Raw genomic sequence first — 16,952 nt, 5'->3', positions numbered from 1 at the left:
GCTTCGGGGCCGAGCCCCCCCCCCCCGCGGGGGCCCCCCCGCCGCGCGCGCGCGGGGGGGGCCCGGCGCGCGCCGCGGGCCCCCCCCCCGCCCCCGGCCCCCCCCCCCCCGCTCGCAGGGCGTCGTGAAAGGCGTCAGCCGGAGTAGGGCTCCGCCTTGAGGATCTTCACCGAGGCCATCTTGCCGTTCGGCAGCTCGTACTCGGCGTCGTCACCGACCTTCTTGCCGTTCACACCCGTGCCGAGCGGGGACTGCGGCGAGTACGTCTCGATGTCCGCGCTCGCGTACTCGCGCGAGGCGAGCAGGAACGTGACGGTGTCGTCCTCGTCGCCGTCGAAGGCGATGGTGACGACCATGCCGGGCTCGACCACGCCGTCGTCGGCCGGCGCCTCGCCGACCTTGGCCTTCTCGAGAAGCTGGGTGAGCTGGCGGATGCGGAGCTCCTGCTTGCCCTGCTCCTCCTTGGCCGCGTGGTACCCGCCGTTCTCGCGCAGGTCGCCCTCCTCGCGCGCGGCCGCGATCTTCGCGGTGACTTCCTCGCGCGCGGGACCAGACAGGTACGCCAGCTCTTCCTTGAGCTTGGAGTACGCCTCCTGCGTGAGCCAGGTGACGTCTTCGCTGGTCTGGGTCACAGGGTGCTCCTCGTAGGTACTGGGAATACAAAGCATCGCCCTACCTGAAGGATGTTCCCTTCCAGGTGGGCGAAACCACGAGCCTAACAATTCAACGGTGAAAGGGGGAGGACATAAGCCACCAGAATTCTGTCGACGCAGGTCAGGCGCCGCCAGGAGAGGGTGAACCGTGCGTCAGTCCGCGTGACAGCCGATCAGCTCCGCGGTCGTGCCGCGGCCCGAGGTGCGCAGGGTGACGACCTGGTCGATGCGCTCCTTCGGCTGGCTGAAGCGGAAGTCCGCGCGGCCGACCTCGGCGCCGTCGGCGCTCTGCGAGCGGACGGTGCAGTAACCGCTCGCGTCGGAGTCCTTACGGATCTCCAGATGGACCTCGACCGAGGACTTGTGGGTCTTGAAGGCGATGATCTCGCCGCTGAACTTGTTGGCCACCACGTAGTACCAGCCGAACCAGATCATCAGGCCGGCGAAGAGCGTGCCGGTCACGATCGCGGCGATCCTCAGCTTCCGGTCCGCGCGGGCGTCGGCGGCGCGCGAAGAGCCGTACCGCCCCTCGGGCAGCTGCTGCACGGCGCTCATCGGCCAGATCCTCTCGCGTGGCCCGTCACGATCGCGGGCACCGGAATTTTCCGCCCCCCGGTTCGGTCACTATAGAAGCCGCACATTGCGCCGGACGACACCGGGCGCCCTATCTCACGAGGATCTTGTCTTGACTGAGCAGCTGCGACTGATGGCCGTACACGCCCATCCCGACGACGAGTCGTCGAAGGGCGCGGCCACCATGGCCAAGTACGTGTCCGAGGGGGTGGACGTGCTCGTGGTGACCTGCACGGGCGGAGAGCGCGGCTCCATCCTCAACCCCAAGCTCCAGGGCGACACGTACATCGAGGAGCACATCCACGAGGTGCGCAAGAAGGAGATGGACGAGGCCCGGGAGATCCTCGGCGTCCAGCAGGAGTGGCTCGGCTTCGTCGACTCGGGCCTGCCCGAGGGCGACCCGCTGCCGCCGCTGCCCGAGGGCTGCTTCGCCCTGGAGGACGTCGACAAGGCGGCGGGTGAGCTGGTCCGGCAGATCCGCTCGTTCCGTCCCCAGGTCATCACGACGTACGACGAGAACGGCGGGTACCCGCACCCCGACCACATCATGACCCACAAGATCACGATGGTGGCCTTCGAGGGCGCGGCCGATCCCGAGAAGTTCCCCGAGTCCGAGTACGGGCCGGTGTGGCAGGCGATGAAGCTCTACTACAACCAGGGCTTCAACCGGCCGCGCACCGAGGCGCTGCACCACGCGCTCCTGGACCGCGGTCTCGAGTCGCCGTACGCGGACTGGCTGAAGCGGTGGGACGAGTTCGAGCGGGTCGAGCGCACGCTGACCACGCACGTTCCGTGCGCCGACTTCTTCGAGGTCCGCGACAAGGCGCTGATCGCGCACGCCACGCAGATCGATCCGGACGGCGGCTGGTTCCGGGTGCCGATGGAGATCCAGAAGGCCGTGTGGCCCACGGAGGAGTACGAGCTGGCGAAGTCGCTCGTGCCCACGTCCCTCCCCGAGGACGACCTCTTCGCGGGCATCCGCCACAATGCCTGATGTGAACGCGAATCTGGCAATGACCCATCTCGTCCCCCTTGCCGCCAAGGAGGTCGACGAGAACAAGGTGACTCCGGGTGTTCTCGGCTTCATCGTCTTCGCGGTGATGGCGCTGGCCGTGTGGGGCCTGATGAAGTCGATGAACCGGCACATGGGGAAGGTCGACTTCAAGGAGAAGGGTGACAGTCCCTCCGGGAGTGAGGCCGACTCCTCTGTGGGCGGCACCGTGGCTGACCGGGGCTGACGCATACGCGTCTGCCGCGTGAGCTTCGTCGGCGGCCCACCCGCCGTCGTGGTTGCTCGCGCAGTTCCCCGCGCCCCTGGAGATGCGCACTTCGTGCGGCATCTCCAGGGGGCATCGCCTCAGGCGCGGGTGGGCTGGTGGTACCAGTCGTCGTCCTCGCCCAGGATCAGGCTGGGGTCGAGCATGACGACCACGGCCGACAGGACCAGGAAGATGAACGGGCCGGCGATCATCGGCAGCAGGAACGAGCTTCCGGCGTGGCCCGCTGTGTGCGTGGCCGCGTCGTGGAGCCGGACGCTGACGGCGGCCATGCCCGTGTAGTGCATGCCCGAGATGGCGAGGCCCATGACGAGGCTGGCGCCGAGCGAGGGCAGGAAGCCGCGGATGCTGACCGCGGCCCACAGCGCGGCGGTCGCGGCGACGACGGCGATCACGACGGACAGCGCCACGAGCGTCGTGTCGTAGCGGATCTCGCCGTTCATGCGCATGGCGGCCATGCCCAGGTAGTGCATCATCGCGACGCCGAGTCCGGTCAGGACGCCGGCCGTGACCAGCGGGACGGCGGCCGTGCCGCGGTGGCCGACGATGAAGACGCCGATACCGACGACGAGGATCGAGACGGCGAGGCTGAGCAGGGTCAGCGGCATGTCGTAGGTGATGGCGGTCTCCTCGACCTGGAAGCCGACCATCGCGATGAAGTGCATCGTCCAGATGCCGACGCCGAGGCAGGCAGAGCCGAGCGCCAGCCAGCCCGTGCGGCGGCCCTCGCGCCGGCCGGCGGTCCGGGCGACGCAGCGCAGTCCGAGCGCCGAGCCCAGACACGCCATCAGGTAGGCCGCCACGGGCGTCATGAGCCCGTAGCTGAAGCCGTCGACTGTGCCCTGCATGTACTTTTCACTCTCCGGTGCCGTGGCGGGTGCCCCAGCTCGGTTACTACTGGGTACGGAGAGAAAGTAAGGGCGGTGTGAAGGGGGTGCGTGCAGGTTACCGAACGTAACCTGCACATCGTTGTGCAACCGTGAGGAGCTGGCGGCCCGTCAGTCCGGTGTCAGTCCGTCACCCCCATCACGTCCCGCGCGTGCCGGCTCGGGACCATGCCGAGACGCCAGGCCTGCCAGCCCGCGTCCAGGTCGACCCCGCGCTCCAGGAGCAGCCCGTACGCCCTCACGTAGTCGTCGAGCTTGCCGTCGCGGGTCGGCGCCGGGGTGCGGGTCAGTGCCGCCAGTTCCTCCTGGGCGACGGCCGTGCCGACCTCCGAGCCGCCGGGCGACGCGTAGGGCAGCAGCGTGCAGCGCAGGAACGCCGCCCACTCCTCGCCCCGCCGGTCCCCGTACGAGGCGAACAGGCCCCGCGCCTCCTCGCACAGGTCGAGCGCCTGCTGGAGCCGCGCGTTGCCCGCGTCGACCACCGCCAGCTCCAGGCACGTCCACGCCTCGCCGTGCGCGACACCGATCCGCTGGAAGTCGGCGCGGGCGTCGACGAGGAGCTGGCGGGCGAAGCCGGAGTTGCGCAGGGAGCCGGTCTGCGCGGCCCGCTGGTCGCGGGTGACACGCGCCGAGTGGTGCCGGGCGCAGGCGAGCCCGTACACGTCCCGCATCCGGGAGAACATCGTGCGGGAGCGCTCCAGGTCGCGCACCGCCTGGTCGAGGTCGCCGGTCTCCTCCAGGGCCTGGCCCAGGTAGTAGTACGTCCAGGCCTCGCCGCGCGCGTCCTCGTTGTCGCGGTGCCGGGACGCGGCCTGGCGCAGTCCGTCGACCGCCGCCGACGCGTCGCCGTCGACCAGCCGGGTGCGGGCCAGCTGGGTCAGCGCCCAGGCCTCGCCGCGCGCGTCCCGGGTCCGGCCGTACAGGTCGAGCGCGGTGCGCAGCTGCTCCTCGGCGCGGTCCACGTCGCCCATGCGCAGGCACAGCTGGCCGAGCTGGAAGTGCGCCCAGGCCTCGCCGTGCAGCGACTCGTTCTCCCGGTGCAGGGCGAGCGCGTCGGTGAGCAGCTCCAGCGATTCACGGACGTGCGCGCGGTCCCGCTCCACCGCCGCGAGCGCGTGCAGGGTCCAGCCCCGGTCGCCCTTCGTCTCCGGGGTGGTCTGGAGGTCGAGCGCCTCGCGCAGCTTCGCGCTCGCCTCCGTGAGCTGGCCCTGGTGGTGCAGTGTGATGCCGAGCGAGCACAGCGCGCGGGCCTCACCGGCCCGGTGGTGCGCCTCCCGGTACAGGTCGACCACGGACGACAGCGTCGTACGGGCCTTGTCGAGCTCACCGAGCTGGCGGGCCGCGATGCCCGTGCGCCACTGCACCGAGCGCACCAGGAGGCCCTGGTCGATGGCCTGGGTCAGTTCGCTGATCTCGCCGAGGCGGTAGAGGTCGCCGCGCAGCAGGCAGTAGTCGCACAGGGCGCCGAGCAGGCCGAGCACCGCGTCCTGGTTGACGCCCTCCGCGTGCCGCAGGGCCGCCGTGATGAAGCTCGACTCGTCGTCCAGCCAGCGCAGCGCGGCGTCCAGCGAGGTGAACCCGTGCGGGCCCATCTGCCCGGCCCGCGTCGACATGTTGCCGTCGACCAGGCGGATCACGGAGTCGGCGAGATCCGCGTAGTTCTGGATCAGGCGCTCCTGCGCGGCCGTGCGCTCGGCGGGCTCCTCCTCGTCGGCCAGCCGGGCCTGGGCGAAGCCGCGCACCAGGTCGTGCAGCCGGTAGCGGCTGCCGCGCACACGGTCGATCAGGCCGGCGCGGGACAGCGCCGTCAGATGCTTGGTCGCCTCCTTGGTGTCGGTGGCGAGCAGCGCCGCTGCGGCGGCCGCGCCGAGCGAGGCCCGGCCGGCCAGCGCGAGGCGCCGCAGCAGCCGGCGGGCCTGCTCGGACTGGTCGGTGTAGCGCAGCCACAGCACCCGCTCGACCGGCTCCACCGGCCCGTACGCGCCGAGGTCCGCGGCGAGCCGGCGCGGGGTGCGCGGCCCGATCGCGGACCCGGCGATCCGCAGCGCGAGCGGCAGCCCGCCGCACAACTCCCGTACGGCATCGGTCGCTTCGGCGTCGTACGGCCCTTCCGGGTCCTCGGCGGCCTCGCGCAGCAGTTCCTCGGCGCCCGCCGCGTCGAGCGCCTCCACCGGCAGCTGGTGCACCCACGCCGGGGTGTCCTCGCCGAGGTCGAGCGGTTTGCGGGAGGTGACGACGACGAGACTGTCGGAGCGCTCGGGGATCAGCGCGCGCACCTGCGCCGCGTCGGCCGCGTCGTCCAGGACGATCGTGACGGGCAGCCCGGTCAGATACTGGTGGTAGAGCTCGCTCAGCCGCTTGACCTGCTGGTCCTGCGAGGACCGCTCCCGGAACAGGAGCTGCTCGCGGGGCGCCCCGAGCCGGTTGAGCAGGTGCATCAGCGCGTCCCGCGTCGACAGCGGCGCCGCGTCCGAGCGGTCCCCGCGCAGGTCCACGACGCACGCCCCGCGGAACTGGTCGCGCAGCTCGTGCGCCGCCCGCACCGCGAGCGTCGTGCGCCCCGATCCGGGCGCCCCGTGCAGCACCACCACCGTGGGCCGCGTCTGCGTACTGGCCCGCGCCGCGTGCACCCACTGCGTGATCCTCGACAGGGCGGCCCGGCGGCCCGCGAACGGCCCGTCGGGTTCGGGGAGTTGGCCGAAGGACTGCTCCAGGACGGTCCGCCTCCGGGCCGCCGCGCTCTTGTCGGTCCCGCGCAACTGCGGCACGACCGTCTTCTTCGTGCCCGTCCCCGCGCCGGTGCTCGCCGCCAGGACCCGCTGCTGGTCCAGGAACGGCCGGATGCCCCGCACCTCCAGCGCGGTCAGCCACTGGAGCCGCAGCTGCTCCGGGCCGCCGGGCTGGCTCGCCGCGCCCGCGCTGCGGCTCGCCGCCGGCAGATGAGCGGCCGTCACCTTGGCGACCGTCGCGGCCGCGCCCAGCACGGCGACGGCGGCGCCCGCGCCCACCGCGACCCCGGTCCCGGCGCCGAGCGCCAGGTCGGCGACGCACGCGGTGACCGCCCCGACTCCCGCCACCATCAAGGGAGTCGACCCGCCCTCCTTGGCGAACCGCTCCCCGAACGTCATCCGTCCCGCCGACGCCGCGTCGAGCGCCCCCGTGTAGGCGGCGTACTCCTCGACGGCGGTCTGTCCCATCGCGTCCAGCGCACCGCGCGCCCGCGCGAGCAGCACCTTCCCGTCGACCCGGCCGCCGGAGCGCCTGACCTCCTCCTCGACGGCCCGGGCCAACAGCCGCTCGGCCTCCGCCCGGTGGCTGTCTCGCATACTCGGTCCCCCTCCGATCGACATCCCGTCAGTTCACGGACAAGTGTGCTGCGTACGGGGTGAAGGCGCGAGGGTCCCGCGATCGCGCGATGAGGCGGCCCGGGCGGGGCGGGTGTCATCATCCAGCCATGCCCCACCCCGTCATGTTCGACGAAGACGACCCGTATCTGGTGCTCCTGCGCCGGGTGGCCCTGGCCTTCCCGGATGCCGAGGAGCAGATCGCGCACGGCCGCCCCGGCTTCCGCGCCGGCAAGTACTTCGCCTGGTACGGCGGTTCGACCAAGGGATCCGCCGACACCCGCGTCCGCTACGACCGGGCCCTGCTCGTCCTGCCGGACGAGAGCGACCGCGCGGCCCTCGCCGAGGACCCGCGCTGCTTCGCCCCCGCCTATCTCGCCCCCTCCGGCTGGATCGGCCTCGACCTCGCCGCCGGCGGCGCCACCGCCCCGGACGACGTCGACTGGCAGGAGGTCGCCGAACTCCTCGACGCGTCCTACCGGCAGGTCGCGGGCGCGCGCAGGGTGGCGGCCCTCGACGAGCGGGGCGGCCCGGCGGGGTGACGGGGCACGGCGGAGGTGCGCTCAGTCGAGCCGCTCGAGAATCACCGCCTCGAACTCCTCGAGAGCGATGACGTTCATCGGCACCTCCGAGGTCGCCTTCGCCCGGGTCCCCGCCTGGGTGCCGCGGGAGGCCGCCAGCGCCTCGCGGTCGCGCCAGATCGTGCCGACCGAGCCGAAGCCCGTGGCGCGGTCGGCGAGCAGTGCCGCGCCCGCGAAGCCCGGGGTCTCCTCGAACCGGGGCAGTGCGGTGGACCGGAACAGCCCGGCCAGGTCGTCGAGCGCGCCCGGCGGTATCTGGAAGCGCGCGAGGCGGAACCCCGCACCCGCAGCGGCCTGCGGACGGCGTGTGTAGCCCAGCGCCTCGAACGTCATCACGGACATCGACGACGCGAAGGGCGAGAGCAGCTCCGCCCGGCGCTGCTTCAGCTGGTCGTCGCTGCCGTGGGCGTGCTCGGCGGAGTCCCACCAGCTCCCCATGACGATCTTGCCGATCTCACGGTCGGCGAAGAGTCCGTATCCCCGGTAGCCCGGCTGCTCGGACAGCAGCTTCACGGCCTCCGCCCGGAGGCCGTCCAGGGCTTCGTCGATCTTGCCCGGATCGCCTGTCACATAAGTCGTGCGCACATGCATGACCGGCCCCCATTCCTCTCTGTGTACCTGCTTACGACACTCCTCCGGTGCCGAGGACGTCGCAAGCGGGCACGGCCGGAGCGGGCTGCGATACTGCGGGCATGGTGAATCGCCTGGCCGCATCCCAGTCGCCCTATCTGCTCCAGCACGCCGACAACCCGGTCGACTGGTGGCCGTGGTCCCCGGAGGCCTTCGAGGAGGCGCGGCGGCGCAATGTGCCCGTGCTGCTCAGCGTCGGGTACTCCAGCTGCCACTGGTGTCACGTCATGGCGCACGAGTCCTTCGAGGACGAGGCCACCGCCGCCGCCATGAACGAGCACTTCGTGAACATCAAGGTCGACCGCGAGGAGCGGCCGGACGTCGACGCCGTGTACATGGAGGCCGTGCAGGCGGCCACCGGGCAGGGCGGCTGGCCGATGACCGTGTTCCTGACCCCGGACGCCGAGCCGTTCTACTTCGGCACCTACTTCCCGCCCGAGCCCCGTCACGGCATGCCCTCCTTCACCCAGGTCCTCGGCGGCGTCCGGGACGCGTGGACCGGGCGGCGGGACGAGGTCGCCGAGGTCGCCGGGAAGATCACCGCCGATCTGGCGCGGCGCGAACTCCCGTACGGGGACACCCGGGTGCCCGGCGAGGAGGAGCTCGCGGCGGCGCTGCTCGGGCTGACCCGGGAGTACGACGCGACGTACGGCGGATTCGGCGGGGCGCCCAAGTTCCCGCCGTCCATGGTCATCGAGTTCCTGCTGCGCCACCACGCGCGCACCGGCGCCGAGGGCGCCCTCCAGATGGCCGTCGACACGTGCGAGCGGATGGCCCGCGGTGGGATCTACGACCAGCTGGGCGGCGGCTTCGCGCGCTACTCCGTGGACCGCGAGTTCACCGTGCCGCACTTCGAGAAGATGCTGTACGACAACGCGCTGCTGTGCCGGTCCTACGCCCACCTGTGGCGGAGCACCGGCAGCGAGCTCGCCAAGCGGGTCGCGCTGGAGACCGCCGACTTCATGGTGCGCGAACTGCGCACGAACGAGGGTGGGTTCGCCTCGGCGCTCGACGCCGACAGCGAGGACCCGGCGACCGGCAAGTCCGTCGAGGGCGCCTACTACGTGTGGACTCCCGCGCAGCTGACCGAGGTGCTCGGCGCCGAGGACGCGGCCGTCGCCGCCCAGCACTTCGGGGTCACCGAGGAGGGCACCTTCGAGGAGGGCGCCTCCGTGCTGCGGCTCCCGCAGACCGAGGGCGTCGCCGACGCCGGCCGGGTCGAGCGGATCCGGGAGCGGCTGCTCGCGGCCCGCGCCGGGCGCCCCGCGCCCGGCCGGGACGACAAGGTGGTCGCCGCCTGGAACGGCCTGGCGATCGCCGCGCTCGCCGAGACCGGCGCCTACTTCGGCCGCCAGGACCTCGTCGACGCCGCCGTCTGCGCCGGTGATCTGCTCGTCCGCCTGCACATGGACCCGCTCGCCCGTCTCACCCGCACCAGCAAGGACGGCCACGCCGGGCACAACGCGGGTGTCCTGGAGGACTACGCGGACGTCGCCGAGGGCTTCCTCGCGCTGGCGTCGGTGACCGGCGAGGGCGTGTGGCTGGAATTCGCCGGGTTCCTGCTCGACCACGTCCTCGACCGGTTCGTGGACCCGGAGAGCGGCGCCCTGTACGACACGGCCGCCGACGCCGAGCAGCTGATCCGCCGCCCCCAGGACCCGACCGACAACGCGACCCCGTCCGGCTGGACCGCCGCCGCCGGCGCCCTCCTGTCGTACGCCGCGCAGACCGGGTCCGAGCCGCACCGCGCCGCCGCCGAGCGGGCGCTGGGGGTCGTGAAGGCGCTCGGTCCGCGCGCGCCCCGGTTCATCGGCAACGGCCTGGCGGTCGCCGAGGCGCTGCTCGACGGGCCGCGCGAGGTCGCCGTCATCGGGGAGATCGGCGGCCGCATGCACCACGCGGCGCTCACCGCGACCGCGCCCGGCGCGGTGGTCGCCGCCGGGCCCGAGGGCGGCACCGAACTCCCGCTGCTCGCGGACCGGCCGAAGGTGGACGGGCGGGAGACCGTCTACGTGTGCCACCACTTCGTCTGCGACGCGCCCGTGACCGACGTCGGGGGACTGACGCGCATCTTGGGCGAAACGCAGGGTTAACGCGGCTTAGCGCGGTATTTATCCGAACAGGTTCCCCTCCTTCACAGGTTCCCCATATCCTCAGCCCATCGGTGGGGTGAGTGTGGCTGAATGTCGCACTTAGGGGGATCTGGGGGGATCTTTTGCTTGCAACCGATGTCGTCGGCATGTCCGATGCCGGCGCGATACTCAGTGCTGCGCTCGTCGCGGCCATATCACTGGCCCTGTTCTGGATGGCCGCCTTCACGCTGTGGTGGCAGATGCACGCCTGGCGCACGCCGGAGGTGCTCGCCTCCACGCGCTTCGCGGCCCCCGGAGATCACGGGGCCCTGTCCTTCTCGCTGCTCCTGCCCGCCCGGCACGAGCAGGCCGTGCTCGATCACACCGTCCAGCGGCTCCTCGAGTCCGGCCACCGTGACTTCGAGATCATCGTCATCGTCGGGCACGACGACCCCGGGACCGCCGAGGTCGCCGAGCGGGCCGCCGCCCGCGACCCGCGCGTGCGCGTCGTCGTCGACACCCACGCCAGGAAGAACAAACCCAAGGCCCTCAACACCGCGCTCCCGTACTGCCGGGGCGACGTCGTCGGGGTCTTCGACGCAGAGGACCAGGTCCACCACGACCTGCTCGCCCACGTCGACCACGCCTTCCGCGACACCGGCGCCGACGTCGTGCAGGGCGGCGTCCAGCTGATCAACTTCCACTCCAGCTGGTACAGCCTGCGCAACTGCCTGGAGTACTTCTTCTGGTTCCGCTCCCGGCTGCACCTGCACGCCCAGAAGGGCTTCATCCCGCTCGGCGGCAACACCGTCTTCGTCCGCACCGACGTGCTCAGACAAGCCGGCGGCTGGGACCCCGAGTGCCTCGCCGAGGACTGCGACCTCGGCGTGCGCCTGTCCAGCACCGGCAAGAAGGTCGTCGTCGCCTACGACTCCGACATGGTCACCCGCGAGGAGACCCCGGGCACCCTGCTGTCCCTGCTCAAACAGCGCACCCGCTGGAACCAGGGATTCCTCCAGGTCTACCGGAAGAAGGACTGGAAGCAACTGCCCACGCTCCGGCAGCGGATGCTCGCCCGCTACACCCTCATGACCCCGTTCATGCAGGCGTTCACCGGCCTGATCATCCCGCTCAACGCCGCGGTCGCCCTCCTCATGGACGTCCCCGTCGGCATCGCCTTCATCACCTTCCTGCCGGCCGTCACCGCGTTCGTGACCTTCGTCTTCGAGGTCGTCGGCCTGCACGACTTCGGCAAGCAGTACGGGATGCGCGTCCGGTTCGTCCACTACCTCAAGCTCATCGCCGGCGGGCCCTTCTACCAGCTGCTCCTCGCCGGCGCCGCGATCCGCGCCGTCTGGCGCGAGCAGCGCGGCCGCAGCGACTGGGAGCTGACCAGTCACGTAGGAGCCCATCTGCCCGCCGAGCGTGCCGCCCGAGAGGACGTACCCGCGTGACCGCCACCCTCCCCGCGGCCGGCAGCTCCACGCCGGTCGCGCAGCCCACCCATGTCCCCGCCCGCCTGCGCACCCCGGTCCGCGCCGTCCGTTTCCGCAGCTCACCGGCCGACCTCGCGCTGTGCGGAGTGCTCCTCGCCGCGATCGTCCTCGTCCAGGGCTGGAACATCGCGGGCTACCCCAACTTCAGCGACGACGAGGGCACGTACCTCGCCCAGGCCTGGGCCGTGCAGCAGGGCGACGGCCTCGCCCACTACACGTACTGGTACGACCACCCGCCGCTGGGCTGGCTCCAGCTCGCCGCCGTCAGCTGGATCCCGGCGCTCGCCGACCCGTCCGCCATGACCGTCGGCACCATGCGGCTCGCCATGCTCGGCGTCAGCGCGGTCAGTGCCGTCCTCGTCTACGTCCTCGCCCGCAGGCTGCGGCTGCCGATGTGGGCGGCCGGCCTCGGCATGGCCCTGTTCGGGCTCTCCCCGCTGGCCGTGGTGCTCCAGCGCGAGATCTTCCTCGACAACATCGCCGTGATGTGGATGCTCCTCGCGTTCTGCCTCGCGGCGTCCCCGAGCCGGCACCTGTGGCACCACTTCGCCGCCGGACTCGCCGCCGCGACGGGCGTCCTCTCCAAGGAGACGATGCTCGTCCTGCTGCCCGCGCTGCTCGTCACCATGTGGCGCCACGGCCACCCGGCGACCCGCAAGTTCGCCCTCACCGGCGCGGTCACCGCGTGCGCTCTCGTCGGCCTCTCGTACCCACTGTTCGCCCTGCTCAAGGGCGAGCTGTTCCCCGGCGGCGGGCACGTCTCGCTGTGGGACGGCATCAGCTACCAGCTCAGCCGCCCCGGCTCCGGCTTCGTTCTCGACGCCGGCTCCGGCTCGCACGGTGTGCTCCACTCCTGGCTCTACTACGACCGGGTGCTGCCCATCGGCGGGCTCGCCGCCGCCCTGTTCCTGCTCGTCACCCTGCGCTGGTCGGTCACCGCCCGCGCCCTCGCCGGACCCGCGCTCGCCGTCGCCGTGCTCGCCCTCGTCGCGATGCGCCCGACCGGCTATCTGCCCGCCATGTACATCGTGCAGGCGCTGCCGTTCCTCGCCCTCGTCCTCGCCGGGGCCGCCGCCGGAGTCGTCCACGCCCTCGTGCACCGGGGCCGGGCGCCGCGCGGGCTGCGCCTCACCGCCGTCGCGGTGCTCGCCGCCTGCGCGGCCGCTCTCGTCGCACCGCGCTGGTACGACGGCGACCGCACCGCGATGACCGTCGACGCGAACGCGCCGTACCGGGGCGCCGCCGCCTGGATGGCGAGCGAGGTCCCCGATCCGGCCTCCACCCGCGTCCTCGTCGACGACGCGCTCTGGCTCGACCTCGTCCACGCCGGCTACGAACCCGGCCTCGGCGCCATCTGGTTCTACAAGGCCGACCTCGACCCGGCCGTCACCAGGACGATGCCGGACGGCTGGCGCGACCTCGACTACGTGGTCGCCTCGCCCACCGTGCGCCGCGACGCCGCCGACCTGCCGAACGTACGGGACGCGCTGCGGCACTCCACCCCCGTCGCCACCTTCGGCGAGGGCCCGGACCGCATCGAGATCCGCCGCGTCCAGGGAGGCGGGAGCCGATGACCGTGCACCCCGAGACCGAACTCGACGGCGCCGAGGTGCCCGAGCCGGGCGCCGTCACCATCGTCGTCCCCACCTTCAACGAACAGGACAACATCGCCGAACTCCTGTACCGCGTCACGGAGTCGGTCCCGCACCGGCTGCCCTGCGAGGTCCTCTTCGTCGACGACTCCACCGACGAGACGCCCCGCGTCATCCGCGAGATCGCCCAGGACTGCCCCTTCCCGGTGACCGTCCTGCACCGCGACGAACCCACCGGCGGGCTCGGCGGCGCCGTCGTCGCCGGGATCCGCGCCGCCACGTCCGACTGGGTCGTCGTCATGGACGGCGACCTCCAGCACCCGCCGTCCCTCGTACCGGAGTTGGTGGCGACCGGCGAGCAGGAGGGCGCCCAGCTCGTCGTCGCCAGCCGCTACCTGCCCGGCGGCAGCCGCGCCGGACTGTCCGGCGGCTACCGCGTCGCCGTGTCCCGCGCCTCCACCTGGCTCGCCAAGGGCCTCTTCCCGCGCGCCCTGCGCGGCATCAGCGACCCGATGAGCGGCTTCCTCGCGATCCGCCGCGCCGCCGTCCACCCCGACGCCCTCAAGCCGCTCGGGTACAAGATCCTGCTCGAACTCGCCGTCCGCACGGGCCGGTTGAGCGTCGCCGAGGTGCCGTTCGTCTTCCAGGAGCGGCACGCGGGCGAGTCCAAGTCCGGCCTGCGCGAGGGTCTGCGCTATCTGCGCCACCTCGTCGAACTGCGCACCGCCGCCCCGCTCGCCCGCATGCTCGTCTTCGGCCTGATCGGCCTGACCGGCTTCGTGCCCAACCTGCTCGCCCTGTCCGCCCTCACCCACACGGGCCTGCACTACCTGCCGGCCGAGGTCCTCGCCAACCAGGCGGGCGTCGCCTGGAACTTCCTGCTCATCGAGGGCCTCCTCTTCCGCACCCGGCGCGGCCACCGCCACTGGGCCGACCGCACCGCCCGTTTCGCCCTGCTCGCCAACGCGGACCTGGTGCTGCGCATCCCGCTGATCGCCCTGTTCGTCCGGGAACTGGGCCTGGCCGTACTGCCCGCGACGGCGCTCGCGCTCGTCACCACGTTCGTCCTGCGCTTCGCCGGCACCGAGGCGCTCGTCTACGCGAAAAGGACCAAGAAGCCCGGGACACCGCAGGTGTCCGGCCCACCGGAGATCGCCGAGCCGACCGCCGAGACCGCGACAGGAGCCGCCGCGTGAGCCGCACGACAGGTACGAGGACACGAACGTCGCGCACGAGACGGCCGGGGCCCACCCGGAGAACGGCCCTCGCGGGGGTGACCGCGCTCGCGGCCTCCCTCCTGATGGCCGTGCCGCAGCCCGCCTCCGCCGCGAACCTCATCAAGAACCCCGGCTTCGAGACCGCGGGGACCGGCGACATGCCGGCCTGCTGGGAGAAGTCCGGCTGGGGCGACAACGACTTCACGTTCACGACGACCGCCGACGCCCGCACCGGAACCAAGGCCATGAAGGTCGAGCTGACCCGCCGCGTCGACGGCGACCGCAAGGCACTCATCACCGAGTCCGCCGACTGCGCGCCGCCCGTCACCGTCGGCAAGCAGTACGACCTGGGCCTCTGGTACAAGACGACGACGCCGGACGCCTCGGTCACGCTGTTCCGGCACGACACGACCGCCGGCTGGCAGTACTGGACCGACCTCAAGACCCTGGACATGAGCGCGGGTTGGGACCGGGCGGCCGTCCGCACGCCCGAGGTGCCGCCCGGCACCGACCGCATCAGCTGGGGCGTCTCCGTCTACGGCACCGGCTCGGCGACCACCGACGACGAACCGATGGAACAGGTCGCGGACCCGGTCCCCGACCCCGGGTGCACCGGCACGCAGAAGGAGTGCGCGGACGGCCGCTGGGACGTGCTGCCCACGCAGAACCCGGTCCGCTCCATGCACTCCGTCGTCCTCAGGAACGGCAGGATCCTGCTGATCGCGGGCTCCGGCAACAGCGAGGAGATGTTCGCGGCCGGCACCTTCACCTCGGCGGTGTACGACCCGGAGAAGGGCACGTACAAGACGATCCCGACGCCGAAGGACATGTTCTGCGCGGGCCACGTGCAGCTCGCCGACGGCCGGGTCCTCGTGATGAGCGGCAACAAGGCGTACCCGGCCAAGGACGGCTCGCACGGTTACGAGGGCTTCAAGGACTCGTACGTCTTCGACCCCGCCACCGAGTCGTACACCAAGACGAACGACATGAACGACGGCCACTGGTACCCGTCCGCGACCGTCATGGGCAACGGCGACGTGATGTCGTTCGGCGGCCTGCGCGAGGACTCCACCGGCTCCGTCACCGCCGAGCGCTTCGACGCGGCGAAGGGGGAGTGGCTGCCGCTGTCGCAGGTCCACCAGACCTGGTCGTACTGGGGCCTGTACCCGTCGATGATCCTCATGCAGGACGGCCGCCTCTTCTACTCCGGCAGCCACGTCTTCGGCAACGGCACGCCCGGCACCGGCGCCTCCGTCTACGACTACGACAAGAACACCGTCACGGACGTCCCCGGCCTCCAGAACAAGGACCAGCGCGACCAGTCCGCCAGCGTGCTGCTGCCTCCGGCCCAGGACCAGAAGGTCCTCACGATGGGCGGCGGCAACATCGACTCCAACCCGGACGCGGGCCGCCTCGTCGACGTCATCGACCTGAAGCAGCCGAACCCGGCGTACGTGGCCGGGCCCCAGCTCCCGCAGGGCACCGTCGACCTGGGCAACGGTCCGCAGCCCGAGACCGGCGCGCAGGGCAAGATGTACGTCTCCGCGGTGCTGCTGCCCGACGGCAAGGTCCTGGAGACGGGCGGCGCCCTGCACAACCGGGCCGACCCCGTGTACGAGTCCTCGATCTTCGACCCGCAGACCACGACCTTCGACCCGGTCGCCCCGGACCCCGAGGCCCGCGGCTACCACTCCTCCGCGTTCCTGCTCCCCGACGGCCGCGTCATGACCACCGGCGACAACCCGGGCAACGGCTCCTGGAACCACAACGTGTCCGTCTACACGCCGCCCTATCTCCTCAAGGGCGCCCGGCCGAAGATCACCTCGGTCATCGACAAGGAGTGGAAGTACGGGGACACGCAGCGGATCACGGTCGACCGGCCGATCGCCAAGGCCGAGCTGATCCGCCCGGCGGCGGTGACGCATTCGTCGGATCCCAATCAGCGGTTCGTGGATCTGCCGCTGTCCGTGGACGGGGCGAACGTCGACCTGAACGTCACGTCCAACCCGAACCTGGCGCCGCCCGGGTGGTACATGCTCTTCGCGGTGGACGCGAACGGGGTGCCGTCCGTCGCCGAGTGGGTCCACCTGACCGGGGCCGCGGTCTCCGGCGCCGGGGATGTCTCGGCGCACGTCCACTCGTTCGCGGACGGGCTCGCCGCCGAGCCGAAGGGCAAGCGGGCGGCACGGAAGTCGGCGCCGGTCAGCCCGGTCGTCGCCGGGTGCGACCGGCACTACGGCTCGGCGAACGTGTGCGTGCCTACTGTCTTCCCGCCCCAAGTGAAGTCGTCCACGAGGGCGCGCTGCGCTTGGCTGGCGGAACAGAGGTTCGGGCGGCTCGTGGTGAACGGGGCCGATGATCCGCTGCGGCTGGACCGGAATGGCGACGGGGTTGCGTGCGGGCCACGGGACTCGTCTGCCCGATAGCGGTCTCGTCGCCGGGTGCGGCCCCGGTGGGGGCTGGTCGCGCAGTTCCCCGCGCCCCTGGAAGGCTGCGGCTTCGCCGCGCCTTCCCCAGATGAAAGGCGCCCTGCGCCTTGATCGGGGAAATGCGCCCGAAGGGCATGCATTTCAGGGGCGCGGGGAACTGCGCGACCAGCCCCCCCCCCCCCCCCCCCCCCCCAACCCCCC

At 71.9% G+C, this 16,952-nt stretch carries 13 protein-coding genes; 8 read left to right on the top strand and 5 right to left on the bottom strand.

Going from position 1 to position 16,952, the window contains the following annotated elements; genetic code table 11:
* Positions 1-134: 134 nt before the first annotated feature.
* On the bottom strand, positions 135-632 hold the full coding sequence (gene greA, locus ACFW9D_RS27080) for a transcription elongation factor GreA (protein ID WP_188337171.1): 498 nt from the start codon (positions 630-632) through the stop codon (positions 135-137).
* 174 nt (positions 633-806) lie between these two features.
* Entirely contained in the window at positions 807-1,208 is a 402-nt protein-coding gene (locus ACFW9D_RS27075) for a DUF4307 domain-containing protein (RefSeq protein ID WP_384625844.1), read from the bottom strand.
* Positions 1,209-1,338: 130 nt separating this feature from the next.
* On the opposite strand from ACFW9D_RS27075, the gene mca reads away from it, so the two are divergent.
* Together mca and ACFW9D_RS27065 are read left to right on the top strand one after the other, a co-directional pair.
* Positions 1,339-2,220, top strand: a complete 882-nt coding sequence (gene mca / locus ACFW9D_RS27070) for a mycothiol conjugate amidase Mca (RefSeq protein WP_188337169.1) — start codon at positions 1,339-1,341, stop codon at positions 2,218-2,220.
* A 19-nt stretch (positions 2,221-2,239) separates the two neighbouring features.
* Positions 2,240-2,464, top strand: a complete 225-nt coding sequence (locus tag ACFW9D_RS27065; RefSeq protein ID WP_384625840.1) for a hypothetical protein — start codon at positions 2,240-2,242, stop codon at positions 2,462-2,464.
* 119 nt (positions 2,465-2,583) lie between these two features.
* Here the strand turns inward: ACFW9D_RS27065 and ACFW9D_RS27060 are convergent, their stop codons facing one another.
* A complete protein-coding gene (locus ACFW9D_RS27060; RefSeq protein WP_384625837.1) occupies positions 2,584-3,351 on the bottom strand; it encodes an MHYT domain-containing protein in 768 nt (255 codons plus the stop codon).
* Positions 3,352-3,512: 161 nt separating this feature from the next.
* Entirely contained in the window at positions 3,513-6,716 is a 3,204-nt protein-coding gene (locus ACFW9D_RS27055) for a tetratricopeptide repeat protein (RefSeq protein WP_384625834.1), read from the bottom strand.
* 128 nt (positions 6,717-6,844) lie between these two features.
* Here ACFW9D_RS27055 and ACFW9D_RS27050 point away from each other — a divergent pair, with 128 nt between their 5' ends.
* Entirely contained in the window at positions 6,845-7,276 is a 432-nt protein-coding gene (locus ACFW9D_RS27050) for an MmcQ/YjbR family DNA-binding protein (protein WP_384625831.1), read from the top strand.
* Positions 7,277-7,297: 21 nt separating this feature from the next.
* Here ACFW9D_RS27050 and ACFW9D_RS27045 read toward each other — a convergent pair whose 3' ends face one another.
* A complete protein-coding gene (locus ACFW9D_RS27045) occupies positions 7,298-7,906 on the bottom strand; it encodes an antibiotic biosynthesis monooxygenase (RefSeq protein WP_188337164.1) in 609 nt (202 codons plus the stop codon).
* 101 nt (positions 7,907-8,007) lie between these two features.
* Here ACFW9D_RS27045 and ACFW9D_RS27040 point away from each other — a divergent pair, with 101 nt between their 5' ends.
* The 5 genes from ACFW9D_RS27040 to ACFW9D_RS27020 all read left to right on the top strand — a co-directional run bounded on the left by ACFW9D_RS27040 (position 8,008) and on the right by ACFW9D_RS27020 (position 16,748).
* Entirely contained in the window at positions 8,008-10,038 is a 2,031-nt protein-coding gene (locus ACFW9D_RS27040; protein ID WP_384625828.1) for a thioredoxin domain-containing protein, read from the top strand.
* Between the two features lie 146 nt (positions 10,039-10,184).
* Entirely contained in the window at positions 10,185-11,471 is a 1,287-nt protein-coding gene (locus ACFW9D_RS27035) for a glycosyltransferase (RefSeq protein ID WP_188337162.1), read from the top strand.
* Entirely contained in the window at positions 11,468-13,087 is a 1,620-nt protein-coding gene (locus tag ACFW9D_RS27030; protein WP_188337161.1) for a glycosyltransferase family 39 protein, read from the top strand. The genes ACFW9D_RS27035 and ACFW9D_RS27030 overlap by 4 nt, the downstream gene beginning before the upstream one ends.
* The gene (locus ACFW9D_RS27025; RefSeq protein WP_384625825.1) at positions 13,084-14,301 is read left to right on the top strand and encodes a glycosyltransferase; all 1,218 of its coding nucleotides are present in this window, start codon (positions 13,084-13,086) and stop codon (positions 14,299-14,301) included. The genes ACFW9D_RS27030 and ACFW9D_RS27025 overlap by 4 nt, the downstream gene beginning before the upstream one ends.
* 104 nt (positions 14,302-14,405) lie before the next feature.
* On the top strand, positions 14,406-16,748 hold the full coding sequence (locus tag ACFW9D_RS27020) for a galactose oxidase-like domain-containing protein (protein WP_384625857.1): 2,343 nt from the start codon (positions 14,406-14,408) through the stop codon (positions 16,746-16,748).
* Positions 16,749-16,952 lie beyond the last annotated feature (204 nt).

This window comes from Streptomyces sp. NPDC059524, from assembly GCF_042749255.1.
Lineage (GTDB): Bacteria > Actinomycetota > Actinomycetes > Streptomycetales > Streptomycetaceae > Streptomyces > Streptomyces xanthii.
Note: the sequence above shows the minus strand (reverse complement) of the source record. Positions and strands in the feature narration are given on the sequence as shown.